This window comes from Deinococcus koreensis, from assembly GCF_002901445.1.
Lineage (GTDB): Bacteria > Deinococcota > Deinococci > Deinococcales > Deinococcaceae > Deinococcus > Deinococcus koreensis.
On the sequence record NZ_PPPD01000001.1, the window covers coordinates 1,708,970 to 1,732,500 of the forward strand.

Consider the following 23,531-nt stretch of genomic DNA (forward strand, 5'->3'; position numbering starts at 1 on the left):
CCGGGAGCCGCCGTGGACACGACCACGTAGACTCCGAGCATGACGACCCCCACCCGCCCCGACAGCCCCGTGCGCCCCCCAGAGGCCGCGCCGGCCCGTCGGGGCGCGGTCATGACGCCCGGCGCCGGCCTGTATTCGGCCAAGGTCGCCTGGCGCCACTCGCTGCGTTTCCGGCTGGCCCTGACCTACTCGGCGCTGGCGCTGGTGCTGATCATGCTGGTCAGTGCGGGCATCGTGGCCCTGCTGCTCAGCCGCATGGATCAGCAGTTCAACGACCGCCTGAACGAGCGGGCCGATGCCCTGGCCGAGCGCTACACCGTAACGGGCCGCGACCTGGGCCGGACGCCGAGCGGGGTCGGTGTGTACACCATGGTGATTGACCCCGATGGCAAGGTCACCGGTGCCAGTACGATCCTCCGGGACTTTGTCGACGCGACCTTTCCCTTCGAGAACCAGAGTCGCGTGACCATCCAGGACACCCAGGTACGAGCGGTCAAGCGCAAGGCGGGCAACTTCGGCACGCTCTGGGTCGGCCTGCCCGAAGACGACCTGATCGCCGCCCGACAGAGCGCGCTGAGCGCCCTGCTGGTGGCGTTGTTCTTCACGCCGCTGATCCTGCTGCTGATCGGCTGGTGGGTGGGCAAGCGCTCGCTCTCGGGGCTGGAAAGTGCCGCCACGCTGGCCGACCGCATCGACCCGACCCGCTCGCTGGAGACCCTGCCGCTGCCCGGCCGCGAGGACGAGATCCACCGCCTGCTCAGCGCCATCAACCGCCTGCTGGTGCGGATTGAGGCCGGGCAGGCGCGCGAGAAGCAGCTGCTGGGCCAGATCGTGCACGAGCTGGGGGCCCCGCTGACCGTGCTGCGGGCCAGCCTGACCCGCGCGGGCGAGCGCACCGCCGACCCCGAGGTGCTGCGCGCCGCGCTGGTGGCCGATGAACTGACCTTCACCACCCAGGACCTGATGCAGCTGGCGCGCGGCCAGCTGGAGATCCGGCTGGCCTGGCACTACATCCCGGCCACCACCCTGCGCGACCGGCTGGACCGTCTGGTGCCCGGAACCACCTTCGCCGGCAGCTGGGGCAGCGGCATCCTGTGCGACCCGGACCGCCTGACCCAGGCGCTGCGGAACCTGCTCGCCAACGGCCGCCGCGCCGCCGGGCCGCAGGGCGCGGTGACCCTGACCCTGAGCGAGACGCCGGAACACCTGATCTTCACGGTGCGCGACACCGGCCAGGGGCTGCCCCCGGAACTGGGCGAGCGGATCTTCGAGCCCTTCGTCAGCGGGGCCGGCAGCTCCGGGCTGGGGCTGAGCGTGAGCCGGCAGATCGCCGTCATGCACGGCGGCAGCCTCAGGGGCCGCAACCACCCGGAGGGCGGCGCCGAATTCACGCTCTGCCTGCCCAACGCCGCCCTGGGAGACGAGGACGATGTGGACGACGGTTCCCTGGACGACCCGGCCCCCGCTATCCTGACCCGGTGACCACTTCCGTCCTCGCCCCGGCCGACGAGCTGCTGGCCCTGCTCACCCTGCGCTTCACGCCCCAGCTGGGGCCACGCCGGATCGAGGGCCTGCGCCAGCACTTCGGCAGCGCGCGGGCCGCGCTGAGTGCCGGCCTGGGCGAACTGCGCGAGGTGCCGGGGCTGGACGTGAAGAGCGTGGCGGCGATAGGGGCCGCGAAAGCGGCTGAACAGGCCCAGGCCGAAGTCCTGAAGGCCTGGGAACTGGGCGTGACCCTGCTGGGACGCGGCCTGGACGGCTATCCGGAGGCCCTGGAAGCGCTGGGCGACCCGCCCCCGATCCTCTGGGTGCTGGGCGACCTGCCCGAACTGCCGGTGGTGCCACGCGCCGTGGGCATCGTGGGCACGCGGGCCGCCAGCCCGCACGCGCACACCCTGACCCGCCAGATCGCCACCGACCTCGCCCGCGCCGACGTGACCGTGGTCAGCGGCCTGGCGCGGGGCGTGGACACCAGCGCCCACACGGCCGCCGTGGATGCCGGCGGCGTGAGTATCGGCATCCTGGGCAGCGCCGTGAACCATGTCTATCCCAGCGAGAACGCGCGCCTCGCCGGCCGCCTGACCCTGCTCAGCGAGTATCCGCTGGGCACGCCGCCCGCGCAGCACCACTTTCCCACCCGCAACCGCCTGATCGCCGCGCTCTCGGCGGCCACGCTGGTCGTGGAGGGCGAACTCAAGTCCGGCTCGCTGATCACCGCCACGCACGCGCTGGAGTGTGGCCGCACGGTGTTCGCCGTGCCGGGCCGGGCGGGCGACCCCCGCGCTGCCGGCCCCCACCGCCTGCTGCGCGAGGGCGCCGTGCTCACCGAGAGCGCCCAGGACATCCTCGACGAACTGGGCTGGGGCGCCGCCCTGGCCCAGCCGCTGCCCGACCTGCCGCCCGAACAGGCCAGGGTCTATGGCGCGCTGACCACGCTCTCGACCCTGGACGACCTGCAGGCCAGCAGCGGGCTGCCCCTGCCGGAACTCCAGACCGCCCTGCTGATGCTGCAGCTCCTCGGCCTGGTGGAAGAGGTCGGCGGCCGCTGGACACGGCGCTGAGACCGCTCCGTCCCAGGAACCCTCCACCTCAGCTGTGCTGCGGGCCGTAGTCCTTCTCCACACTGATCCTGGGAGAGCCTTCGATGGTCACGCCCTCGCGCTCCGGGGCCCCCAGGGCTTCGAGCACGTCACGCACGCCCACCCGCAGTTTGCCGGCCTCGCCCACCACGCTGCCCAGCGCGGGGTCGAGCGCCAGGCTCCAGCCGCCGCCGAACCATTCCACGCGGGCGCGCACCACCTCGCCCCGTTCGAGGGCCGCCAGTTCCAGATCGTCGATCCGCACCCGGATGCGGCCGTTTGTGAAGCGGATTTTCATGGGCGCAGAATACGGGTATGGACATCCTGATTCTGGGCGGCACGAAGTTCGTGGGCCGGCACATCGTGGAAGCCTTCTTGCAGGGGGGGCACCGGGTCAGCATCCTGGCGCGCGGGCAGTCGCCCGACGAGCTGCCGGCGCCTGTGGAGAGACTGCGCGGCGACCGGGGCGAGGCTGGTGGGCTGAACGCCCTGCAGGGCCGCCGCTGGGACGCCTGCGTGGATGTCAGCGGCTACACGCCGGCGGCGGTACGCGCCAGCGCCGAGCGGCTGCGGGAGCAGGTGGAGCGATACGTGTTCATCAGCACCGCCAGCGTGTACGCCCACCCCGAACGCCACCCGGTGCGCGAGGACGATCCCCTGCTGCCCCCCAGCGCCGACGACGTAAACGAGGTCACGGGCGAGACCTACGGCCCGCTGAAGGTGCGCTGCGAGGAGATCGTGCAGGAGGTCTACGGCGAGCGGGCGACCATCCTGCGGCCGCAGATCGTGGCGGGGCCCTTCGATCACACGGCCCGCTACCCCTACTGGGTCGACCGCGCGGCGCGGGGCGGCGAGGTGCTGGCGCCAGGAGACGGCACCGACCATGTGCAGGTCATCGACGCCCGTGACCTGGGCCGCTTCAGCGTGAAGATCGTCGAGGGCGGGATCGGCGGCGTCTTCAATCTGGCCGGCCCCCGCCTGAGCTGGGCCGAGTTCCTGCAGGTGGCGGGCGCCGCGCCCGTGACCTGGGTGGGCGTCCACGAGCTCAGGGCCCACAGTCTGGGCTTCCGCGAGCTTCCTCTCTACCTGCCCGACAACGACGCCCAGGGCGGCCTGATGGATGTGGACAACTCGCGGGCGCGGGCCGCCGGCCTGACCCTGACCGACCCGGCCCAGACGGCGCGCGACACCCGGGCCTGGAGCGCCGGGGCCGGCCTGGAGTACGCCCTGAGCCCCGAGCGCGAGGCCGAGGTGCTGGCCGCCCTGCGCGGCGCCTGAGGGTTTCTCTCTCCCTCCGGAGAGAAGCGGGGTGGGTGGTATGCTACCCGCGCACAACAGGCTGACAGCGTTGGTCGACAGAAGGGAGGTGCGCGTTATCTCGCAGGAAATCTGGGCGGACGTGCTGGGGTACGTCCGCAGAAATATTTCAGAGGTGGAATACCACACCTGGTTCGCGCCCGTGAAGAATCTGGGCGTGCAGGAAGGCTCGCTCGTGCTGGGCGTACGCAATTCCTTCGCGCAGGAATGGTTCCGCAAGCACTACCTGGAGTTGCTGGAAGACGCCCTTCGCAGCCTGGGCGCCGAGAACCCGGCGGTCAGTTTCCAGGTGCTGCCGGCCCAGCAAGAGGCCATGCTGCTGCCCAGCGACCCGCCGCCCGCCCCCGCCGGCCGCGCGCAGGGCCTGGGATCGGCCTCGCCCTCGCCGGCCGACAACCGCAAGGTGCTCAACCCCAAGTACACCTTCGAAAACTTCGTGGTGGGGCCGAACAACAACCTGGCGCACGCGGCGGCGCTGGCGGTCGCGGAGTCGCCGGGCAAGGCCTACAACCCGCTCTTCATCTACGGGGACGTCGGGCTGGGCAAGACCCACCTGATGCACGCGGTCGGCCACTACATGTCCGAGCGCTTCCCGGAAAAGCGCATCGAGTACGTGTCCACCGAGTCTTTCACCAACGACCTGATCAACGCCATCCGCGACGACAAGATGACGCTCTTTCGCAACCGCTACCGCTCGGTGGATCTGCTGCTGGTCGACGACATCCAGTTCCTGGCCGGCAAGGAGCGCACGCAGGAGGAGTTCTTCCACACCTTCAACGCGCTCTACGAGAACCACAAGCAGATCATCCTGAGTTCGGATCGCCCGCCCAAGGACATCCAGACGCTGGAATCCCGCCTGCGCAGCCGCTTCGAGTGGGGCCTGATCACCGACATCCAGTCGCCGGAATTCGAGACGCGCGTGGCCATCCTGAAGATGAACGCCGAGCACAACCGTATCGACATCCCGCAGGAAGTGCTGGAGCTGATCGCACGGCAGGTCACGGCCAACATCCGTGAACTGGAGGGCGCCCTGATGCGGGTCGTGGCCTTCGCCTCGCTGAACAACGTGCCCTTCTCGCGCGCGGTGGCCGCAAAAGCCCTGAGCAACGTATTCGCGCCGCAGGAGGTCAAGGTCGAGATGATCGACGTGCTGCGGCAGGTGGCCTCCCACTTCAACATGCCGCCGGACGTCATCCGCGGCTCCGGCCGGGTGCGCGAGGTCGTGGTGCCCCGGCAGGTCGCCCAGTACCTGATCCGCGAGCTGACCGACCACTCGCTCCCTGAAATCGGGCAGTTCTTCGGCCGCGACCACTCCACGGTGATGCACGCGATCAGCAAGGTCACCGAGCAATTGGGCAAGGACATGGAGGTCACGGGCGCCGTGACGACCCTGCGCCGCAAGATGCAGGGCCTGGAAGACGAGGGTCTGGACGCTTAATGCCGCCCTGTGATTTCTCCGGGAGCAGAATAAGTTCCAAAAACCGTTCCAAAACGGTGTGCGTAGTTTCACAAGCTGTGGATAAGCCTGTGGATAAGCTGTGGATAACCCCCGATTTTCTGTGGATAACTTTGTGGATAACCAGCCTCCCCAAGAGCCCTGTGGATAACCCCCGATTTTGTCCACAGGTTATCCACAGGTTCAGGGCACTTATCCACAATTTCGTCCACAGGACAAACCTGCGCTGGGCGCGCCCCTAAGCCACTTTTCCACAGTTTCCACAGGCCCTATTACTACTACTACTATCTTATTTAAGTATAAGAACAGGTAAAAGATAGGGAAGGCAGACAGAGAGGTCAGGCATGAAAGCAAACGTCACCAAGAAAACTCTGAGTGAAGGACTCGGCCTGCTCGAACGGGTCATTCCCAGTCGCAGCAGTAATCCTCTGCTGACCGCCCTGAAGGTCGAGGCGAGCGAGGCAGGACTGACGCTGAGCGGCACGAACCTGGAGATCGACCTGTCGTGCTTCGTGCCGGCGGAGGTACGAAACCCGCAGAACTTCGTGGTGCCGGCGCACCTGTTCGCGCAGATCGTGCGGAATCTGGGCGGCGAACTGGTGGAGCTGGAAATCACCGGCAACGAACTGGCGGTGCGCTCCGGCGGCTCGGATTTCAAACTGCAGACCGGCGACCTGGGCGCCTATCCGCCGCTCAGTTTCCCGACCCACGCCGACGTCAGCCTGAACGCTGAGGAACTCGCCAGATCCTTTTCCAGCGTGCGCTACGCCGCCAGCAACGAGGCCTTCCAGGCGGTCTTCCGGGGCATCAAGCTGGAGCACCGGCCTGAGGGCGCCCGGGTCGTGGCCTCGGACGGCTACCGGGTCGCCATCCGCGACTTTCCCGCAGACGGCAACGGGCGCAACCTGATCATCCCGGCCCGCTCGGTCGACGAACTGATCCGGGTGCTCAAGGACGGCGAGGCGCGCTTCACCTACGGCGACGGCCTGCTCAGCGTGACCACGGACCGTGTGCGGATGAACCTCAAGCTGCTCGACGGCGATTTTCCCGACTACGAGCGGGTCATCCCCAAGGACATCAAGCTGCAGGTCACCCTGCCCGCCACCGCCCTGAAGGACGCCGTGAACCGCGTGGCTGTCCTGGCCGACAAGAACGCCAACAACCGCGTCGAGTTCCTGGTTTCCGAGGGCAAGCTGCGCCTGGCCGCCGAGGGCGACTACGGCCGCGCCCAGGACACCCTGGACGTCACGCAGGGGGGCATCGAACCCGCCATGAGCCTGGCGTTCAACGCCCGGCACGTGCTCGATGCCCTGGGCCCGATCGAGGGGGAGGCCGAGCTGCTGTTCTCGGGCTCCACCAGCCCCGCCATCTTCCGCGCGAGTGGGGGAGGCGGCTACATGGCCGTCATGGTCACGCTGCGCGTTTAAGGGGCCAGCCAGCGCCCGCACGGGGTATTGCTGGGGTTCGATGGAGGTTGAGAATATGTAGTTGGCTCAACAGGAGATAGGCGATCCGCCTTCCGCCAAGAATTGGGATCGCCTATCGCGCCAGATGAAGTTTGGTCTACTCCGCCCCCCTTCTGTCCGACCAAGTTACTCGTCGTTGACTTAACCGACAAGTGTTGAGTTGCCGGCCGGTCGCATAGTTGCTTTCTAGGAGAGCATTTTGAGCGTCCGAGTATATCGACTTTTATTGGCGGTATTGGCCTTAGCCGCCCTCGCCCTAGTCTTGTTGACCGCCGCAATGGGTAAGATCGAAATGGGCATTTGGACAGGTGGGAGCGCACTCGCTGTCGCAATCGCGGGCTTTTTTGTGGTCTTACAGAAGTTGAAGTGATGCCGAGCCGATGCGCCTAAAAAGTTATCCACAGAATTCTGGCCTGTGGATAAAAAATGGGGATAACTTTCGATCTGGTGGGAATTTATCCCCTCTTCATGCTCCCGGGCTGCGGTTCAGGGTGCGCTGGGGTAGGAGGGACGAACCCCGACCCAGACCGCCTGAACTTAGACCGCCCGAATCCGAACATGACCGGCGGCCCGTATAGTGTCAGAGGTACACCTACTCGCCCTGGTGACACCAGCCTGTGGGCGCGGGGTCGGAACTCGGAGGAACGACATGAACATCGAAAAAGTGATCGCTCGTGAAGTGCTGGACTCGCGCGGGAACCCCACGGTCGAGGCCGAGGTGCATCTGGACAGCGGCTTCAGGGGCCGCGCCATCGTGCCCTCGGGGGCGAGCACCGGCACCCACGAGGCGCTGGAACTGCGTGACGGCGGCTCCCGCTATCTGGGCAAGGGCGTGCAGCAGGCCGTGAAGAACGTGAACGAGGCCCTGGGGCCGGCGGTGGTGGGTCTGGACGCCAGCGATCAGTTGGGCATCGACGCCGCGCTGATGGCGCTGGACGGCACCCCGAACAAGGGCAAGCTGGGCGGCAACGCCATCCTGGCCGTGAGCCTGGCCACCGCCCGCGCGGCCGCCGAGGAGCTGGGCATTCCGCTCTATCGCTACCTGGGCGGCTCGAACGCCAAGACCCTGCCGGTGCCCATGATGAACGTCATCAACGGGGGCGCCCATGCCGACAACTCGGTGGACTTCCAGGAGTTCATGGTCATGCCGGTAGGCGCGCCGAGCTTCCGCGAAGGCCTGCGCTACGGCGCCGAGACCTTCCACGAGCTGAAAAAAGTACTCTCAGGGCGCGGCTACAACACCAACGTCGGCGACGAGGGCGGCTTCGCGCCCGACCTGAAAAGCAACGAGGAAGCGCTGGAAGTGCTGCTGGAGGCCATCCAGAGGGCCGGTTACGAGCCGGGCGAGGACATCTGCATCGCCCTTGACCCGGCCGTGACCGAGCTGTTCAAGGACGGTAAATACCACCTGAAGGGCGAGGGCCGCGAGCTGACCACGGCCGAGATGGTGGACTTCTGGGCTGACTGGGCGAGCCGCTACCCGATCATCTCCATCGAGGACGGTCTGGCTGAGGACGACTGGGACGGCTGGCAGGCCCTGACCGCCAAGATTGGCGACAAGGTGCAGCTGGTCGGCGACGACCTCTTCGTGACCAACCCCGAGAGGTTGCAGCGCGGCATCGATACGAATGTCGGCAACGCGATTCTCGTCAAGGTCAACCAGATCGGCTCGCTGACCGAGAGCATGGACGCCATCGAGCTGGCCAAGCGCCACCACTACGGCACCATCATCAGCCACCGCTCGGGCGAGTCCGAGGACGCCTTCATCGCCGACCTCGCCGTAGCGACCAACGCCGGGCAGATCAAGACCGGCAGCGCCAGCCGAAGCGACCGCATCGCCAAGTACAACCAGCTGCTCCGCATCGAGGACGCCCTGGGTGAGCGCGCGGTGTACCCCGGCCGCAAGGCGCTGCGCTAGGGGGCTCTGAGCTTTGAGCTCTGGGCTGTGAAAACCCCGACCCTCATAGCCCAGAGCTCATAGCTTCTTCCCCTCTGGAATTGCTTCCACCCCCACAACGGAGTCTCCAAGACATGAAACATTTCGACCGCGCCACCAAGATCGTCGCCACCATAGGCCCCGCCAGCCGCAGCCCGGAAGTCCTGGGCAAGATGCTGGACGCCGGGCTGAACGTGGTTCGCATGAATTTCAGCCACGGCAACCCGGAAGACCACCGCCAGACGCTCCAGATGGTGCGCGAACTGGCGGCCCAGCGCGGCACCGTGATCGGCATCCTGCAGGATCTGCAGGGCCCCAAGATCCGCGTGGGCCGCTTCGCCGAGGGCGCCGTGACGCTGGCGGCCGGCGACCGTTTCGTGATCACCATGGACGACGTCGAGGGCGACGCCGTGCGGGTCAGCTCGACCTACAAGGGGCTGGCGCAGGACGTCCACCCCGGCATGGCGCTGCTGCTCGACGACGGCAACATGGCCCTGCGCGTGGAGGGCGTGCGCGGCAACGAGGTGACCACGCGGGTGGTGGTCGGCGGGGTGCTCAAGAACAACAAGGGCATCAACGTGCCCGAGGCCGACCTGAGCGTGCCGGCGCTGTCCGAAAAAGACGTGCAGGACATGGAATTCGGCGCCGAGCTGGGCGTGGACTGGGTGGCCCTGAGCTTCGTCAGATCGCGCGACGACCTGCTGCTGGCCCGGCACTACCTGGCGCGCTTCGGCTCGCGGGCCAAGCTGATGGCGAAGATCGAGAAGCCGCAGGCCGTCGACCGCTTCGAGGACATCCTGAAGGAAGTGGACGGCATCATGGTGGCGCGCGGCGACCTGGGCGTTGAGATGCGCGCCGAGCAGGTGCCCACCATCCAGAAGCGGATCATCCGTATGTGCCGCGAGGCGGGCAAGCCGGTGATCACCGCGACCCAGATGCTGGAGAGCATGATCAGCCTGCCGCGCCCCACCCGCGCCGAGGCCTCGGACGTCGCCAACGCGATCTACGACGGCACCGATGCCGTGATGCTCTCGGCCGAGTCGGCGGCGGGGCTCTACCCGGTGGAGTCGGTCGCCATGATGGATCGGATCGCCCGCGAGGCCGAGGCCAGCGAGCACTACCAGCTCATGCAGCAGCAGATGGTGATCGACGCCGAACTGGCGCAGGACTCGATCGCCTTTGCGGCCTGTTCGATCGGGGAAAAGCTGGGCGCGGCGGCCATCGTGACCTTCACCTCCACCGGGGGCGCGGCCACCCGGGTCGCCAAGTACCGCCCGGCCCTGGCGATCCTGGCCCTGACCCCCAACGAGACCACCCGCAACCAGCTGGCGCTCTCCTGGGGCATCCACCCCATGCTCAGCGAAGATCCCCACGACACCGACGACATGGTGCGGATCGCCAACGACGAGCTGAAGAAGACCGGCTTCGCGGACACGGGCGACCGCTACGTGATCACCGCCGGCGTGCCCTTCGGCGTGCGCGGCACCACCAACATGCTGCGCGTGGAGAGGCTGCGCGAGGAAGACCTGAGCCGCCGGGTCTGACCGGAGGCCAGGGTCTTCCAGGGCCAGCGCTTTCCGGGATCGGGGCGGATATTCACCCCGATGCATGTCAGCCCCAGGTCAGTCTTTTTTATCCACAGGGACGTGAACTTTCCACACGTCGCCTGTGGATAACTCTTTGAATGACCTGGGGGTTTATGCAGTGTGGGACGTGCTATACCGCCTGCTGGCCTGAGCGCGTCAGCCTGTGTATAACTCCGGCGATTTCAGCCGTCCCAGCGCTTCATGAAGGCCACGTGAAGGTGCACGGAGCTCAGGACTCTAGGGTCAGGCGCGCGAACTTGTCCTTACCTTTCTGCAGCACCGCGCCGCCGGCCGAAGTCAGATCGTCCCGGCTCAGGTGGCCCTGGGGGTCAGGGTAAGTCTCACCGTTCAGTTTCAGGCCCCGGTTCTGGATCAGCTTGCGGGCCGCGCCGTTGCTGGGTTCCAGGCCGGCGAGCACCACCAGCTTCGCCATGCTGATGCGCTGGGTGTCCAGGCTGTTGTCCAGTTCCGCTGCCGGGATCGCCACGGTCGGGATGTTCTGGGGAATGCCGCCCCTCGCCACGCTCCTGAAGCGTTCCTCGGCGGCCTCCAGATCGGCGTCCGGATGGAGGGACGCCACGACCTCCCGCGCCAGCTCGCGGTGGGCGGCCACCGGATGCCCGGCCAACAGTTCGTCGATCCGGGGGCGGGGCAGGTCGGTCAGCAGCGTGAAGTAGTTGTCCAGCAGGGCGTCCGGCACCTTCATCAGGCCGGCGAACATGGCGTGCGGCGCGTCGGTCAGGCCGATGTAGTTGTCCAGGCTCTTGGACATCTTCTCGGTGCCGTCCAGGCCGACCAGCAGGGGCAACGTGATGACCACCTGCGGCTCCTGGTCGTAGTCGCGCTGCAGGGCGCGGCCCACCAGGTTGTTGAACAGCTGGTCGGTGCCGCCCAGTTCGATGTCGGCCCGCAGCGCCACCGAGTCGTAGCCCTGGGTGAGCGGGTAGAGGAGTTCGTGCATGGAGATGGGCACGCCACCCTCGAAGCGCTTCTTGAAATCGTCGCGCTCCATGATGCGGGCCACGGTGTAGCGGCTGGCGAGCCGGATCACGTCGGCGTAGCCCATGGGTTCGAGCCATTCGGAGTTGAAGCGCAGCTCCAGCACCTCGGGTTCATCGCGCAGGATCAATTTGCACTGCTCGAGGTAGCTCCGGGCGTTCTCGCGGGTCTGCTCCAGCGTGACCGGCGGGCGGGTCTTGGACTTGCCGGAGGGGTCGCCGATCATGGCCGTGAAATCGCCGATCAGCATGATGACCTTGTGGCCCAGATCCTGAAACTGGCGCATCTTGCGCAGGATCACCGCGTGGCCCAGGTGCAGGTCGGGCCGGGTGGGGTCGGCGCCCAGTTTCACGCGCAGGGGCTGGCCGGTCTCCATGCTGCGCCCCAGCTTGCGGCGCAGGTCGTCTGCAGAGACCAGATCGATCACGCCGCGGTTCAGGATCTCGAGCTGCTCGTCAATGGGGACGTTTCTGCGAATCTCGTTCATGGCTCACTCCATAAAAAAGGGCGGCGCACTCGCTTTTCACGGTGCGCCGCTCGGGGTTGGACTTCAGGCAAACAGGAACCCGACCACCTCAGCGGCTACTTTGATATGCACGTCGGGTCGAGTGCCTCATGCGCCCAGTGTAGCAAGGGTTCGCTAGCATACGGGGCGTGAAGACCATGCAGGAGTTGCGCGCGACCTTGCCCCGGCCGGGGCGGGTGGAGTGGATCGGCCTGCGCCCGGCCCGCCGCGTGCCCCTGGTCGGCGTGCAGGAGACCGAGGCCCATCCGCTGGTGGGCCTGATCGGCGATCACGGCAAACTCGCCCCGCCCCGTCTGACGGCCCTGAGCGGCGCGCCCGGCGAGGTCGCCACCCCGGCACAGACTCCGGCTGTCCCCGGCGGCCCCGGACGGCGGCAGGTCACGCTGATCCAGGCCGAGCATCTGCCGGTCATCGCGGCCCTCGCCGGGCTGGAAGCGGTCACGCCGGGGATGCTGCGGCGCAACATCGTGGTGTCCGGGCTGCCGCTGCTGGCCCTCAAGGACGCCCGCTTCCAGATCGGCAGTCCGGAGGGGGGGTGGGTCATCCTGGAGGGCACGGGCGAGTGTCATCCCTGCTCGCGCATGGAGGAGAACCTGGGCGAGGGCGGCTACAACGCCGTGCGCGGTCACGGCGGCCTGACCGCGCGGGTCATCCAGGGCGGCCTGATCCGCGTGGGCGACCAGCTCCGGGCGCTGGACTCGGCCTCATGACCCGGCCCCCGCCGGACAGCCGTGCCCGTTCGTGGACCCTGGCCCGCGCTTTCGGCTTCACGCGCCTGATCGTGGAACTGGGGGTGCTGAGTTCCTTCGCCTTCAGCCTGGCGCTGTTCGTGGCGGCCATCGCGCAGGCGTACGTGACCATCCGCGCCGCGCTGGGCGAACTGGGGCAGCCGGAGACCACCAAGACGCTGATCATCGCGGCGGTCGAGCAGGCCGACACGCTGCTGGTCGGCATGGCGCTGCTGATCATCTCCTACGGGCTCCAGTCGCTGTTCGTGGGGCGCCTGCAGAACGTGCCCGCCTGGCTGCACATCGACTCCTTCGACGACCTCAAGCAGAAGCTGATCGGCATCGTGATCGTGGCGCTGGCGGTCAACTTCTTCTCGGTGGCCCTGAACTGGCGGAGTGGGTCGGACATCCTGGTGTACGGCGCGGCCATCGCTGCCGTGATCCTGTCCGTGGGCACCTACTCGGTGATCCTCAGCCGTCAGGGCGCCGCGCGTGGTGAGCACGTCAGCCCGCCCCCAGCCGGCCCTTCAGTCCCCCCTCCAGCGCCTTCCGATGCCCAGCCTTGACGCCCGCCTGGAGGCCGTCCTGGGCCTCGTCCACGCCCACAGTCATGCCGATATCGGCAGCGACCACGCCAGTCTGCCCATCGAACTGATCCACCGGGGTCAGATCGTGCGCGGCGTGATCGTGGAGCTGAACTCCGGCCCGCTGCTGCTGGCGCGCCAGAACGTCCGGAGAGCGGGGCTGCAGGATCGGATCGACGTGCGAGCCGGAGACGGCTTCTCGCCCCTGGCCCCCGGCGAGGTTCAGAGCGCCAGTCTGAGCGGGATGGGGGCCCAGACGATGCTGGGCATTCTGGATCGGGCGGGGGAGACGTTGCCCCCGGCGCTGATCCTGCAGCCCAACGACTCGCCCCGGAGGGTGCGGGTCTGGGCGCTGGCCCACGGCTACCACCTGAGCGCCGAGCGGCTGGCCGAAGGTCACTGGACATACCCGGTGCTGCGGCTGGAGCAGCGGGGCGGCCCCGACCCGGCCTACGCGGGCCTTCCCCTCGACGCGGCCCTGCGCTACGGCCCTCACCTGCTGGGCAGCGGAGACCCGCTGGCGCGCCGGCAGGTCTGGGCCGACATCGTGCGGCTCTCAAAGGTCGCGGCTCCCGGCCGCCCTGCCGAGGGAGATCTCGCGGTGGCCCAGGCCGCACTGAGCTGGCTCAACCGTTGAACAGACAATAAAAAAGCCGCCTTCATCGGCGGTGATAAGGAAAAGATAGCGTGCTATGCGGTGAGTGTCAAACGTATTCTGGCGGGCCTGAGGATGTCGTCTGGGACGATCAATTCCACTCTGATCCCGTGAGGCGGCTGCATATTCACCCGCCTGGGGTCGGTAAGGAGTGAAAGTGCCGCTCTGAGACTCCCGGTGGCCGGGGCAAAACGAAAAATCCGCCTCTTCGGCGGTGATGGGAAAACTATAGCGCACTATGCAGACCGGCGCAACTCCAGCCACGTCGATAAAAAAATCTCGTCTGACGCGTCAAATCCTGCCCCAGCTCAACTGCGCCCCTGCATACACCCATAGAAGAAGGGGGCGGCCCGCCTGCGCGTGACCACCCCCTCTGCCCATCCAACGGCTACCGGGCAACCTCCACGGCGCGGCTTTCGCGCACCACGGTCACCTGCACCTGCCCCGGATACTCCATGTCCTGTTCGACCCGGCTGGCGATCTCGCGCGCCAGCAGGGTCGCCTGGGCGTCCGTGACCTTCTCGGGCTGAACGATCACCCGGACTTCACGGCCGGCCTGGATGGCGTAGGCCTGCTGCACGCCGGGGAAGGACACCGCGATCTGCTCCAGCTGCTCCAGTCGCCGCACGTAGGATTCCAGCTCCTCGCGGCGCGCCCCGGGCCGGGCCGCGCTGATGGCGTCGGCGGCGGCCACCAGCACCGAATACAGCGTCTCGCCGTTCTCCGGGTCGTGGTGGTGGGCGATCGCGTCGATGACCTCCTGCGGCTCCCCGAAGCGCTTGGCGAGGTTGATGCCGATCTCGACGTGGGTGCCGTCGATCTCGCGGTCGATGCTCTTGCCCACGTCGTGCATCAGGCCGGCGCGGCGGGCCAGAGAGGCGTCCAGCCCCAGCTCGTCGGCCATGATGCCGGTCAGGTGCGCCACCTGGATGGAGTGCTTCAGGACGTTCTGGCCGTAGGAGGTGCGGAAATACATGCGCCCCAGCAGCTGCACCAGCCCCGGCTTGATGCCCACCACGCCCGCCTCGATGCCCGCTTCCTCGCCCTGCGCGTGGATGAAGGTCTTCATCTCGTCCTGCGCCTTGTGCACCATCTCCTCGATGCGCGTGGGGTGGATCCGGCCGTCGGCGACCAGGGCGTCCAGCACGTGCTTGGCGACCTCGCGGCGCACCGGGTTGAACGAGGAGAGGATCACCGCCTCGGGCGTGTCGTCGATGATCAGGTCGACCCCGGTCAGGGCTTCGAAGGCGCGGATGTTGCGGCCCTCGCGGCCGATCAGGCGGCCCTTCATGGCGTCGTTGGGAATCGGCACCACCGAAACGCTCAGCGCAGCGCTCGTCTCCGAGGCGCTGCGCTGAATGGCCTGCGCGATCACATGCCGGGCGGTGCGCTTGGCCTCCGCCGTGGCCCGCTCGTGCATGGCCTTGATCCGGATGGCCTTCTCCTCTTCCAGCGCCTCGTCCAGCCGGGTCATGATCTCCTCGCGCGCCGCCTCGGGCGAGAGGTTGGCGACCTCGTACAGCTTCAGGTCGACCTGCTTACCGCGTTCAGCCAGTTCGGCTTCCTGCTGGTTCAGCTGCCCGAGCCGGCTGTCCAGGCGCTCCTCCAGGGTATCGAGCTTCTCGCCGCGGGCATCGAGCTGCTCGGCGCGGCGGTTGAGGCGCTCGATCTCCCGCTTGAGTTCCTCGCGCTCGCGGCGGGTTTCCTGGCGGTCGCCGGCCAGGGTCTCCCGTTCGCGGGCCACGTCCTGCTTGGCCTGCGCCCGCTCGGCCTCGGCCTGCGTCCGCAGCAGGGCGATCTGCTCGCGCTGCGAGCCCAGTTGGGTGCCCAGGGCGGTGACCTGAGCCTCACGTTCTCCGGCTTCCTGAATCCGTCTTGTTGCGTCCTGCCTGGCCTGGTCGGCCTGCTCCCGTACCTGTCGCGCCTCCGCCTCTGCTTGCGCCCGAATGCGTTCCGCTTCCGCACGAGCTTCCCGTTGAAGTCGGTCATCCAGCTCGGCCCGCCTACTCAGGCCGCGTGACTGCCCCCCCAGGAACCCTCCGACCAATCCCGCCAGGAGCGCCACAATGACCCAAACAATCGTCATGCTGGCTCCTTTCGGTTCTTTATGGGCCATGCCACACGGGCACGCCCGACACCACTGTTGAGTTGGGACGAACGTCACATGGCGTGGAACGTTCACCTCGCAGTGTAGCCCCAAAGCGCCGAAACAGCGGTCAGAAAGACTGCTGACGTGCAAGTGGTCTGTACCAGTGGGCCGGGTGTGGAGCAGCTCGGCAGAACACCCGCCCGTGAGGAACGCGAGCCTGCCTGGCGGGTCGAGACGGCCGGAGGCCCGGAACCTTCCCGGCCCGGGCCTCCGGCGATCACTGTTCAGCTCATTTCAGCCATTCACCGAAGTAGCCCAGCATGTCCCGCCGGGCATCGCGGGACGCGAAGGTATCCGCGATCTTGCCGCCCTGAAGCAGGAAGCTGTGCGGCTCGCCCTGGTACACGCTGAGCTTGAAGGCCTTGCCCGCCGCGTCCAGCTTCTGCGCGTAGGCATAGATGCCCGCAATGGGGCTGGGCACGTCCTTGGTGCCGTGCAGGATCAGCATGGGCGTGCTGAGCTGGCCGATCAGGGCCGAGGGCGTCTGGGGTTTGGCCGCCGTGCCGCCCTGATCCGGGAAGCCGTACCACGCCACGCCCGCCTTGAACTGCTTGAGCTGCGGCAGCAGCAGCATGGTGTAGCGCCCGCCCGCGCAGAAGCCGGTCAGACCCACCGCGTTCATGTTCACGTCCTTGCGCTCGCCCAGGAACTTCAGGCCGTCCTCGACCAGCGCCTTCACGGTCGCGTCGCTGGGCTCCTTCTCGAAGGTCTGCCAGCCCAACGCCAGGGTCACGTACCCGGCGCCCGCCATCTCGTCCACCAGATCCTTGTAGCCCTGCTCCAGCCCGTTGAACGAGTGGATCAGGATGACCGCCGGCTTGGGTGTGGCGCTGGCCGGCGCGGCGAGGTAACTCACGTAGGCCTTGCCGCCGCTGGTGACGGTGACCTCCGAGCCCTTGACCGCCTGGCCCAGCGCGAGAGACGACAGGACGAACGCCGACACGGAGAGCGCGTGCTTGAACATGGGTTGTTCCTCCACCCCGAAGCGTATGGGGAATCAGGTGGGCCGGGATATGGATCAGGCGAGGGTTCTTAATTCATGGCGCTGTGCTGACCCCGGCTTTGACCTCGAAACTCGTGAGCTGGGAGATGCCTGGATTCACGACCTTGACAGCTGACAGGAGAGAGGCTTCGAGGGAGCCTTTTCCCTGACGATTCACCGTGGCGAAAGTCGCGCCTGCACTGGCATAACTGCTGATGCCATCCAGCTTCAGTGGTTCACGACTGGCATAGGCGAGGGCGGTGTGAACCCCTGCAGGGGCAACGGTCCGAAGCTCATAGAGCGCTCCCGGCGGCGGGAAGGTTACCGGCTGCCCAGCCTTCAAGGTGGGTGCGCCGTCTGGCAGCCGGTTGGGCAAGATCTGAGCAATCCTTCCCTCCGGGTCTTCGATGAACAGAGCCAGAAAGAGCGGTTCAGAGCCGTTCTGAAGGCCAATCTGGACACTGAGCGTCTGACCGATCGTCACTGGATTCGGGGTGGTCTGTACCGTCAGGGTGGGTGGTGCGCTGGGCTGGAGGCTGTCTCCAGGCCCGCAGCCGGTCAGGCCCAATACAGCGAGTGCGAGAGGCAGCATTGTTTTCATGGCTGCACTGTAGGCCGAACAGTGGGCGCTGCCCGACACATCTGCCCAAACTGAAAACCCCCACCACGCGGGCGGGGGTCTTCATGATCGTCTGGCCTTATTTGCTGGCGTGGACGACGAGCTTCATGGGGATGGTGACTTCGGGGTGGGCGCGGTACGCGATGTCGTACTCGCCGATTTCCTTGACGGTCTTCGGCATGTCGATCTTGCGCTTGTCCACATCGAAGCCCAGCTTGTCCAGGGCGCCGGCCACGTCGGCGTGGGTCACGGCGCCGTAGATCTTGCCTTCGCCGGCGCGCACGCTGAGTTCCACGGCGACCCCGTTCAGGCGGCTGGCGAGGTCTTCGGCCGTCTTCTTCTCGGCGGCCAGCACCTTTTCGCGCGAACGGATGCGCGCTTCCAGGCTCTTCATGTTGGAGGCGGTGGCGGCGGCGGCGATGCCCTGGGGAATCAGCCAGTTGCGCGCATAGCCGTCTTTGACGTTCACGACTTCACCAGTCTTGCCGAGCTTGCCGGGTTCAAGAAGAATCACTTGCATGTCAATTCTCCTTACTTCCGAACCAGTTTCTCGGTGTACGGCAGCAGGGCCAGCTGGCGGGCGATCTTGATCGTCTGCGAGATGCGGCGCTGGTGCTTGGCCGAGAGGCCGGTGCGGCGGCGGGGAAGGATCTTGCCCGTGTCGCTGACAAAGCGGCGGAGCATCTTCACGTCTTTGTAATCGGTGATCTCAAGTTCCCCGATGGAGAAGGGGTCGACCTTGGGCTTGCGGGGGCGTTTGGGCCCCTTGCCGCGCGGCTTGCGGTCGGAGTTGTCGCGTTGCGTCATGTGGTGTCCTCATGCCTGCCGGCATCCGAATTCAGAACGGCAGGTCTTCTTCCTCGGGTGGGAAGTCGTCGAGACCTTGATCAATATCCAAGCCGCCCGAACGGTTCCCCCCAGCTGATGCGGTCGCCGCCCTGGCCGGTTGTGCTCGGCTGGCCTGGGGGCGCGCGGCGCTGCTCGCGGTCTGCGTGCGAGGCGTCGCGGGGGAGGCAGCGTAACCGGATTGTCCGGCAGCGGCGCCTCGGGACAGGGCTTCGACTCTCGTCGCCTCTACTTTGGTGGAGTTGCGCTTGTTGCCGTCCTTGTCTGTCCAGGCCTCGTTCACCAGTCGGCCCTGAACGACGACCGGGTCGCCTTTCTTCAGGTCCTTCATGGCTTCGGCCAGCTCACGCCACAGCGTCACGTCGATCCAGTGGGTCTTTTCCTGCTTCTGCCCCTGGCGGTCTGTCCAGCTCTCGTTCACGGCCAGGCCGATCCCGAGCACGGCGTCGCCGGCGGGGGTGTAGCGAAGATCGGGGTCACGGGTGACGTTGCCGATCATGATGACCTCGTTCATGCCGCTGCCCATGCGGACGCCGCCTCCGGCATCCTGAACAAGCTCGGGCTGGTAGCCCAGCTGTTCCATACGCAGGGCCTTCACGCGCACCATGCTGCGCTTGCCGCCTTCGGGCGCTTCCCACTGCGAGTACTCCAGGCTGCCTTCGACCATCACGGCGTCGCCGCCCTTCAGGTTGCGTTCGGCCTGCCACTCGGCGGGTTTGCCGAGAATGGAGACGCGGTGATACCAGGGAAGCTTACGCTCCTTGCCGTCCATGCCGACGATATGGTCTTCTCCGGCGACGGTGGCCTCGAACACGGCGGTGCCGTTGGGGGTGTACCGCAGTTCGGGGTCGCGGGCGAGGGCGCCCATCAGATAAACGTGGTTCATGCCTCTGGCCATACTGGTTGCTCCTTTGTTGCTGGCTGAATCCGGTGGGATTCGTACTGGGGGCTTTGACGTTGCTGGCGATGCGGCCTTTGCAGATTGACCAGACGATAACAAGCCTGAGCAATTCTGTCAAGAGCGTAGTGCTCCGGGCAGGGGCTCAGGCCTTCTTGGTCTTCCACTCCGGGCGGTCTTTCACCACCAGGACGCGGCGCACGTGATCGCGCAACCTCAGGCTCGCGGCGATGTCCTTTTCAGGGTTGCCACCGGCCTTGATGGTGTACATCAGGTAGTAGCCCTCGCGGTCTTTGCCCACCTGGTAAGCCAGGCGACGGTTGCCGAGATCGTCCAGATTGCTGAGTTCCGCTCCGGCGTTCTTCATGGTGCCCTCGATAAAGTCCTTCTCGATTTGCACCTGCTCAGCGCTGAGGTTCGGGTTCAGGATCAGGTTCAGGTCGTATGTGTTCATGTTCACCTCCTTCTGGGTGCTGGATGTCGCCCCCTTCAGGCAAGGTCTGGCCTCGCCGGGGCAGCGCAATTGACCACCATACCAGAGCCGGGCCGCGCTGAGAAGAGCCACGTGACGCATCCGTCCGCCCGGGCCGTCAGTTACGCTGGATCATGACTCAGACTCCCGCCGGGCCGCCCCAGCACCCCATCGAAGGCATCCTCGACATCCTGAAAGAAGCGGTCGAGGGGGGCACGCCCGGCCAGGGCACCGCGTTCCTGGACGGCACGGCCGCCGACGGCAGCGGCAACCACGGCCTGCTCGCCACGCTGGAGGGCCTTGATCCCGTGCAGGCCAGCCACGACGTCCACGGCACCTCGATCGCCGGACAGGCCCGCCACACCGCGTTCCATATGGAGGTCATCGTGCGCTGGGAGCGGGACGGCGACCGGGGGCCGTTCGACTGGAAGGGCAGCTTTCACCCCACACAGGTGGACGAGCTGGAGTGGGCCGAGCTGCGTGGGCGGGTGCGGCGCGCCTACGAGGAACTGACGGCCTTCGCCCGGACTCAGCTGGAGCGGCCGCTGACTGGCGACATGACGGGCGGCCTGGCCGGGGGACTGGCCCACGTCGCCTACCACCTGGGCGCCATCCGGCAGATGGTCAAGACGGTGTCGTAAGGGTGTGACATGAGGTGGTTGACGTGAGGTTCGGCCCATGACCCCGCGGCCCTTCGCCGACCGCGATACGCCCGGCTGGGTGGCGCTGTCGAACCTCGTGCTGGATCGTCAGGCTACCGTCGAGGCGTTCCGGGCGGAGGACGCCCGCCGCGATCCGGCTCACCCCATGCGCCGCTGGGTGACGCTGGACGGCGCTCAGATCGTGGGCATGGCGGCCCTGTACTTCTGGCCCTTCGATCCACCTGGGTTCCTGCATGTCAGCGTGCTCGTCCACCCGCAGCGGCGGGGACGGGGCCTGGGGCGGGCGCTGTGGAACCACGCGCTGCAGGAGGCGCGCGGCCATCGCCCCGCCGGGCTGGTCACGGACGTCAGCGACCTCGACCCGGCGAGCCTCGCCTGGGCCGGGCGACGTGGATTCCACACCCATGCCCACCGTTTCGCCTCCGAACTGGATCTGACCGCGTTCGACGAAACGGCGTTCGAGACGGATCTCAGGCGCGCCGCGGCCCAGGGGGTCACCTTCAGCGATCTGGGTTCGGCCGACGCCACCACACTGGAGCGCTTCCTGAACTTCGTGGCCGACCGCCTGACCGAGACGCCGGATCTGGCGGGCCACCCGCGCTGGCCGCTGGGTCAGGTGCGGCAGGCGCTCCATCTGGACAGTGACCCGCGCCCCGACTGGTTCATCCTGGCCGTCTCCCCGCAGGGCGAATGGCTGGGCACCACGGCCATGATCCGCATCCGGCACGCGAACATGGCGTACAACGAACTCACGGCCACCCATCCGCAGGCCCGTGGGCGGGGGCTGGCCCTGCCGCTCAAGCTCCAGGCCATCCCGGCCTGAGCGTCATGCGAACCAACAACCACAGCCAGAACGCCCCCATGCTCGCGGTGAACCGTCGGCTGGGCTTCCAGTCGAAACCGGGCCGTTTCGAGCTGCATCTGCGCCTGGACGACCCTGCGCCGGAATGATTCAGCGCCCCGGGCGTCACCACGGGGCGCTGCGTCGACCACTGTCCTCTACTTCTTCCGCTTGAAGGGGTTCCAGCCGCGCTTCTCCTCGACCTTGGGAGCGGCGGGCACCGGATCACCCGGACGAACCGCCGTGCGAGGCGGAAAGGTGCCGTGCCGTCCGGCTTTCTTGTCAGGTTCGGGCGCTGGCTTCTTCGCCTCGTCCTCGTAGATCTCGTCCTCGGGCATCTGGCCCAGCGCGACCAGCAGCGCCCGGCGGATGGCGTCGGCCGTGGGGCGGTCGTTGACCCGCTTGGCCAGGGCGAGTTCGGCCATCTTCGACACGTTCCGGGGCACCTGCGGGTTCGTGTGGCTCAGGGCCACCGGAAACCGGGTCAGGTGCGCGACCATCAGCTCCTCGTAGGTGTTGCCCTGGAACGGCCGGTCGCCGCTCAGCAGCTCGTACATCAGGATGCCCAGGCTGTAGACGTCGCTGGCGCTGCTGCTGGGTTCGCCGTGGTAGATCTCGGGCGCCATGTAATACGGGCTGCCGCTGACCTTGCCGCCCTGCGAGGTGAAGTAGGTGCTGCCCATGTCGCCCAGTGCGGCGTGGCCCTCGCTGTTCAGGTACACGTTCTGGGTCTTGACGTCCTGGTGCACCGCTCCCTGGTGGTGCAGGTAGGTCAGCGACGAGGCCACGTCCGCCAGGATCTGCAGGGCGTTCTCGACCGGCAGCGTGCGGGTCAGCAGCTGGCTGAGCTGATCGCTCAGGGCGCCGTTGGGAAAGTACTCCATGGCCAGGAACGCCTGCTGCCCGAACGGCGTGCCGGCGTAGCCCCGAACCAGCCGTGGATGGCGGAACTTGAGCGTCAGCCTGACCTCGTTGCCGAAGCGCTCGGCCGCATCCTGCACCTTCAGCGTGTGCTCGTGCGGAATCTTCAGCGCGACCTTGCGGCCCTCGCCGTCCACCGCGAGATGCACGGTCGAGGTGTTCCCGCGACCGAGGACGCGGTGCAGGCTGTAACCGGGGATGGCGGGAGCATCACTCATGGTCGTCAGCGGAGTCGGGAAAGGAAATCATGGTCAACTGTATGCCTCTTTCGGCGCGGACGGTGTCACGGGAAGGATGAGGAGGCGGTCTTGAACCCGCGGTGTCGTTGAACCCGGTCTGACCTCGGTGCGGCCCATTTGACCGCATGGACTCTTCCGGAACTCTTTCACCCCCGCGCAGGCCGGAGCGGGACAGGCGGGAGTGGGAGAGGCGCCCCCGTGTTCAGCCGCAGGTCTCTCCGTGGGCGCCTGCCCAGCAACACCTACTCGTCGTCCGCGCCTTCCTCGGCCACGCGCTTACCGGCCATCCACTCCAGTCCGGCCCACATCAGGTCGTCCAGGTCGCCGTCCAGCACGTCGTCGGGGTTGTGCTTCATCAGGCCGGTGCGGTGATCCTTGATGTACTGCTTGTCGAGCACGTACGAGCGGATCTGCGAGCCCCACTCGATCTTCTTCTGCTCGCCGCGCGCCTTGGCTTCCTCGGCCTCGCGCTTCTTGATCTCGATGTCGTAGAGGCGCTGCTTGAGAATCTGGAGCGCGATGTCATGGTTCTTGATCTGCGAACGCGTGACCTGCGAGGCCACCGCGATCCCGGTGGGGATGTGGGTCAGGCGCACGGCCGAGTCGGTCGTGTTGACGCCCTGACCGCCGGCGCCCTGCGAGCGGAACACGTCGCGGCGCAGATCGGAGTCCGGAATGTGGATGTTGATCTCTTCCTCCGGCACCTCGGCCACCACGTCCACCGAGGCGAAGGAGGTGTGCCGGCGGTTGTTGGAGTCGAAGGGCGAGACCCGCACCAGCCGGTGGACGCCGTGCTCGGGCGCCATCATGCCGTAGGCCTTCTCGCCCCGGATGATGAATTCCGAACTGAGTACCCCGGCCTGCTCGCCGTCCTGCTGATCGACCAGTTCGGCCTTGAAGCCGTGGCGCTCGGCCCAGCGCATGAACATGCGCGAGAGCATCCCTGCCCAGTCCTGCGACTCCGTGCCGCCGGCCCCGCTCTTGACCCGCACGATGGCGGAGGTGTCGGCGTGCTTCATGGTGAACAGCGTCTCGCGGTACAGGTCGTCCACGCGGGCCTGGATGCCCTG

General features: G+C 67.0%; 24 protein-coding genes (1 of these 24 cut by a window edge). 13 read left to right on the forward strand and 11 right to left on the reverse strand.

Translation table 11 applies throughout. The features are described from left to right. The first annotated feature begins 111 nt into the window (after window positions 1–111). Entirely contained in the window at window positions 112–1,482 is a 1,371-nt protein-coding gene (locus CVO96_RS08115) for a sensor histidine kinase (protein WP_103311798.1), read from the forward strand. After that, entirely contained in the window at window positions 1,479–2,561 is a 1,083-nt protein-coding gene (gene dprA / locus CVO96_RS08120) for a DNA-processing protein DprA (protein ID WP_103311799.1), read from the forward strand. Before CVO96_RS08115 ends, dprA begins: the two co-directional genes overlap by 4 nt. Window positions 2,562–2,589: 28 nt before the next feature. Here dprA and CVO96_RS08125 read toward each other — a convergent pair whose 3' ends face one another. After that, window positions 2,590–2,877, reverse strand: a complete 288-nt coding sequence (locus CVO96_RS08125; protein ID WP_103311800.1) for a hypothetical protein — start codon at window positions 2,875–2,877, stop codon at window positions 2,590–2,592. A 17-nt stretch (window positions 2,878–2,894) separates the two neighbouring features. Between CVO96_RS08125 and CVO96_RS08130 the strand changes: the two genes are divergently transcribed. From CVO96_RS08130 to pyk, 5 genes are all read left to right on the forward strand, one after another. Then, a complete protein-coding gene (locus CVO96_RS08130) occupies window positions 2,895–3,857 on the forward strand; it encodes an NAD-dependent epimerase/dehydratase family protein (RefSeq protein ID WP_103311801.1) in 963 nt (320 codons plus the stop codon). Window positions 3,858–3,954: 97 nt separating this feature from the next. Further along, window positions 3,955–5,334 (forward strand): chromosomal replication initiator protein DnaA, encoded by a 1,380-nt coding sequence (gene dnaA / locus CVO96_RS08135; RefSeq protein WP_103313365.1) that lies wholly within the window; start codon window positions 3,955–3,957, stop codon window positions 5,332–5,334. A gap of 362 nt (window positions 5,335–5,696) precedes the next feature. Next, complete coding sequence (gene dnaN / locus CVO96_RS08140) at window positions 5,697–6,779, forward strand: DNA polymerase III subunit beta (RefSeq protein ID WP_103311802.1); 1,083 nt, start codon at window positions 5,697–5,699, stop codon at window positions 6,777–6,779. Between the two features lie 688 nt (window positions 6,780–7,467). After that, a complete protein-coding gene (eno, locus tag CVO96_RS08145) occupies window positions 7,468–8,736 on the forward strand; it encodes a phosphopyruvate hydratase (RefSeq protein WP_103311803.1) in 1,269 nt (422 codons plus the stop codon). 113 nt (window positions 8,737–8,849) lie between these two features. Next, window positions 8,850–10,298, forward strand: coding sequence for a pyruvate kinase (gene pyk, locus CVO96_RS08150; RefSeq protein ID WP_103311804.1), 1,449 nt, complete (start codon window positions 8,850–8,852; stop codon window positions 10,296–10,298). Window positions 10,299–10,569: 271 nt separating this feature from the next. On the opposite strand, the gene tyrS is transcribed toward pyk, so the two are convergent. Next, complete coding sequence (gene tyrS, locus CVO96_RS08155) at window positions 10,570–11,826, reverse strand: tyrosine--tRNA ligase (RefSeq protein WP_103311805.1); 1,257 nt, start codon at window positions 11,824–11,826, stop codon at window positions 10,570–10,572. Between the two features lie 167 nt (window positions 11,827–11,993). On the opposite strand from tyrS, the gene CVO96_RS08160 reads away from it, so the two are divergent. Genes CVO96_RS08160 through CVO96_RS08170 form a run of 3 tightly spaced genes read left to right on the forward strand, consistent with a single transcriptional unit; the run spans window position 11,994 to window position 13,814 of the window. Further along, window positions 11,994–12,575, forward strand: a complete 582-nt coding sequence (locus CVO96_RS08160; RefSeq protein WP_165795241.1) for an MOSC domain-containing protein — start codon at window positions 11,994–11,996, stop codon at window positions 12,573–12,575. Then, entirely contained in the window at window positions 12,572–13,159 is a 588-nt protein-coding gene (locus CVO96_RS08165; protein WP_103311806.1) for a YqhA family protein, read from the forward strand. Before CVO96_RS08160 ends, CVO96_RS08165 begins: the two co-directional genes overlap by 4 nt. Next, window positions 13,146–13,814, forward strand: coding sequence for a tRNA (adenine(22)-N(1))-methyltransferase TrmK (locus CVO96_RS08170; RefSeq protein WP_103311807.1), 669 nt, complete (start codon window positions 13,146–13,148; stop codon window positions 13,812–13,814). Before CVO96_RS08165 ends, CVO96_RS08170 begins: the two co-directional genes overlap by 14 nt. A 406-nt stretch (window positions 13,815–14,220) precedes the next feature. Here CVO96_RS08170 and rny read toward each other — a convergent pair whose 3' ends face one another. From rny to rpsF, 7 genes are all read right to left on the reverse strand, one after another. Then, entirely contained in the window at window positions 14,221–15,918 is a 1,698-nt protein-coding gene (gene rny / locus CVO96_RS08175) for a ribonuclease Y (RefSeq protein ID WP_103311808.1), read from the reverse strand. Window positions 15,919–16,210: 292 nt separating this feature from the next. After that, window positions 16,211–16,945: a dienelactone hydrolase family protein gene (locus tag CVO96_RS08180; protein ID WP_103311809.1), complete on the reverse strand. Its 735-nt coding sequence runs from the start codon at window positions 16,943–16,945 to the stop codon at window positions 16,211–16,213. 73 nt (window positions 16,946–17,018) lie between these two features. Continuing rightward, window positions 17,019–17,564 (reverse strand): DUF4384 domain-containing protein, encoded by a 546-nt coding sequence (locus CVO96_RS08185; RefSeq protein ID WP_103311810.1) that lies wholly within the window; start codon window positions 17,562–17,564, stop codon window positions 17,019–17,021. 97 nt (window positions 17,565–17,661) lie between these two features. Beyond that, on the reverse strand, window positions 17,662–18,102 hold the full coding sequence (rplI, locus tag CVO96_RS08190; RefSeq protein ID WP_103311811.1) for a 50S ribosomal protein L9: 441 nt from the start codon (window positions 18,100–18,102) through the stop codon (window positions 17,662–17,664). Between the two features lie 11 nt (window positions 18,103–18,113). Then, window positions 18,114–18,389, reverse strand: coding sequence for a 30S ribosomal protein S18 (gene rpsR / locus CVO96_RS08195; RefSeq protein ID WP_103311812.1), 276 nt, complete (start codon window positions 18,387–18,389; stop codon window positions 18,114–18,116). A 31-nt stretch (window positions 18,390–18,420) separates the two neighbouring features. Continuing rightward, on the reverse strand, window positions 18,421–19,326 hold the full coding sequence (locus tag CVO96_RS08200; protein WP_103311813.1) for a single-stranded DNA-binding protein: 906 nt from the start codon (window positions 19,324–19,326) through the stop codon (window positions 18,421–18,423). 145 nt (window positions 19,327–19,471) lie between these two features. Continuing rightward, on the reverse strand, window positions 19,472–19,780 hold the full coding sequence (gene rpsF / locus CVO96_RS08205; RefSeq protein WP_103311814.1) for a 30S ribosomal protein S6: 309 nt from the start codon (window positions 19,778–19,780) through the stop codon (window positions 19,472–19,474). Window positions 19,781–19,932: 152 nt separating this feature from the next. On the opposite strand from rpsF, the gene CVO96_RS08210 reads away from it, so the two are divergent. From CVO96_RS08210 to CVO96_RS21580, 3 genes are read left to right on the forward strand one after another with little or no spacing between them, the layout of a single operon-like run. Further along, entirely contained in the window at window positions 19,933–20,439 is a 507-nt protein-coding gene (locus tag CVO96_RS08210) for a DinB family protein (protein WP_103311815.1), read from the forward strand. A 37-nt stretch (window positions 20,440–20,476) separates the two neighbouring features. Continuing rightward, a complete protein-coding gene (locus CVO96_RS08215; RefSeq protein WP_243398222.1) occupies window positions 20,477–21,283 on the forward strand; it encodes a GNAT family N-acetyltransferase in 807 nt (268 codons plus the stop codon). A 5-nt stretch (window positions 21,284–21,288) separates the two neighbouring features. Further along, window positions 21,289–21,411 (forward strand): hypothetical protein, encoded by a 123-nt coding sequence (locus tag CVO96_RS21580; RefSeq protein WP_279326999.1) that lies wholly within the window; start codon window positions 21,289–21,291, stop codon window positions 21,409–21,411. Window positions 21,412–21,459: 48 nt separating this feature from the next. Here the strand turns inward: CVO96_RS21580 and CVO96_RS08220 are convergent, their stop codons facing one another. Both CVO96_RS08220 and prfB read right to left on the reverse strand, forming a co-directional pair. Next, window positions 21,460–22,440 carry a serine/threonine-protein kinase gene (locus tag CVO96_RS08220; protein WP_103311816.1) on the reverse strand — a complete coding sequence of 327 codons (981 nt, stop codon included), beginning with the start codon at window positions 22,438–22,440 and terminating at the stop codon, window positions 21,460–21,462. Window positions 22,441–22,703: 263 nt separating this feature from the next. Continuing rightward, the gene (prfB, locus tag CVO96_RS08225) for a peptide chain release factor 2 (protein WP_207795289.1) occupies window positions 22,704–23,531 on the reverse strand; it runs 268 nt beyond the window's last position. Within the gene, window positions 22,704–23,531 belong to an annotated coding region that runs on past the window's edge; the region does not span the whole gene.

Bases quoted from the DNA above. Each gene is read 5' to 3' on its own strand.
- CVO96_RS08165 (WP_103311806.1), top strand. From the start codon at position 12,572: ATGACCCGGCCCCCGCCGGACAGCCGTGCCCGTTCGTGGACCCTGGCC.
- CVO96_RS08130 (WP_103311801.1), top strand. From the start codon at position 2,895: ATGGACATCCTGATTCTGGGCGGCACGAAGTTCGTGGGCCGGCACATC.
- eno (WP_103311803.1), top strand. From the start codon at position 7,468: ATGAACATCGAAAAAGTGATCGCTCGTGAAGTGCTGGACTCGCGCGGG.
- CVO96_RS08170 (WP_103311807.1), top strand. From the start codon at position 13,146: ATGCCCAGCCTTGACGCCCGCCTGGAGGCCGTCCTGGGCCTCGTCCAC.
- CVO96_RS08185 (WP_103311810.1), bottom strand. From the start codon at position 17,564: ATGAAAACAATGCTGCCTCTCGCACTCGCTGTATTGGGCCTGACCGGC.
- tyrS (WP_103311805.1), bottom strand. From the start codon at position 11,826: ATGAACGAGATTCGCAGAAACGTCCCCATTGACGAGCAGCTCGAGATC.
- rpsR (WP_103311812.1), bottom strand. From the start codon at position 18,389: ATGACGCAACGCGACAACTCCGACCGCAAGCCGCGCGGCAAGGGGCCC.
- rpsF (WP_103311814.1), bottom strand. From the start codon at position 19,780: ATGAACACATACGACCTGAACCTGATCCTGAACCCGAACCTCAGCGCT.
- CVO96_RS08125 (WP_103311800.1), bottom strand. From the start codon at position 2,877: ATGAAAATCCGCTTCACAAACGGCCGCATCCGGGTGCGGATCGACGAT.
- CVO96_RS21580 (WP_279326999.1), top strand. From the start codon at position 21,289: ATGCGAACCAACAACCACAGCCAGAACGCCCCCATGCTCGCGGTGAAC.
- rplI (WP_103311811.1), bottom strand. From the start codon at position 18,102: ATGCAAGTGATTCTTCTTGAACCCGGCAAGCTCGGCAAGACTGGTGAA.
- CVO96_RS08180 (WP_103311809.1), bottom strand. From the start codon at position 16,945: ATGTTCAAGCACGCGCTCTCCGTGTCGGCGTTCGTCCTGTCGTCTCTC.
- dnaN (WP_103311802.1), top strand. From the start codon at position 5,697: ATGAAAGCAAACGTCACCAAGAAAACTCTGAGTGAAGGACTCGGCCTG.
- rny (WP_103311808.1), bottom strand. From the start codon at position 15,918: ATGACGATTGTTTGGGTCATTGTGGCGCTCCTGGCGGGATTGGTCGGA.
- CVO96_RS08115 (WP_103311798.1), top strand. From the start codon at position 112: ATGACGCCCGGCGCCGGCCTGTATTCGGCCAAGGTCGCCTGGCGCCAC.
- CVO96_RS08215 (WP_243398222.1), top strand. From the start codon at position 20,477: ATGACCCCGCGGCCCTTCGCCGACCGCGATACGCCCGGCTGGGTGGCG.
- CVO96_RS08200 (WP_103311813.1), bottom strand. From the start codon at position 19,326: ATGGCCAGAGGCATGAACCACGTTTATCTGATGGGCGCCCTCGCCCGC.
- CVO96_RS08220 (WP_103311816.1), bottom strand. From the start codon at position 22,440: ATGAGTGATGCTCCCGCCATCCCCGGTTACAGCCTGCACCGCGTCCTC.
- CVO96_RS08210 (WP_103311815.1), top strand. From the start codon at position 19,933: ATGACTCAGACTCCCGCCGGGCCGCCCCAGCACCCCATCGAAGGCATC.
- pyk (WP_103311804.1), top strand. From the start codon at position 8,850: ATGAAACATTTCGACCGCGCCACCAAGATCGTCGCCACCATAGGCCCC.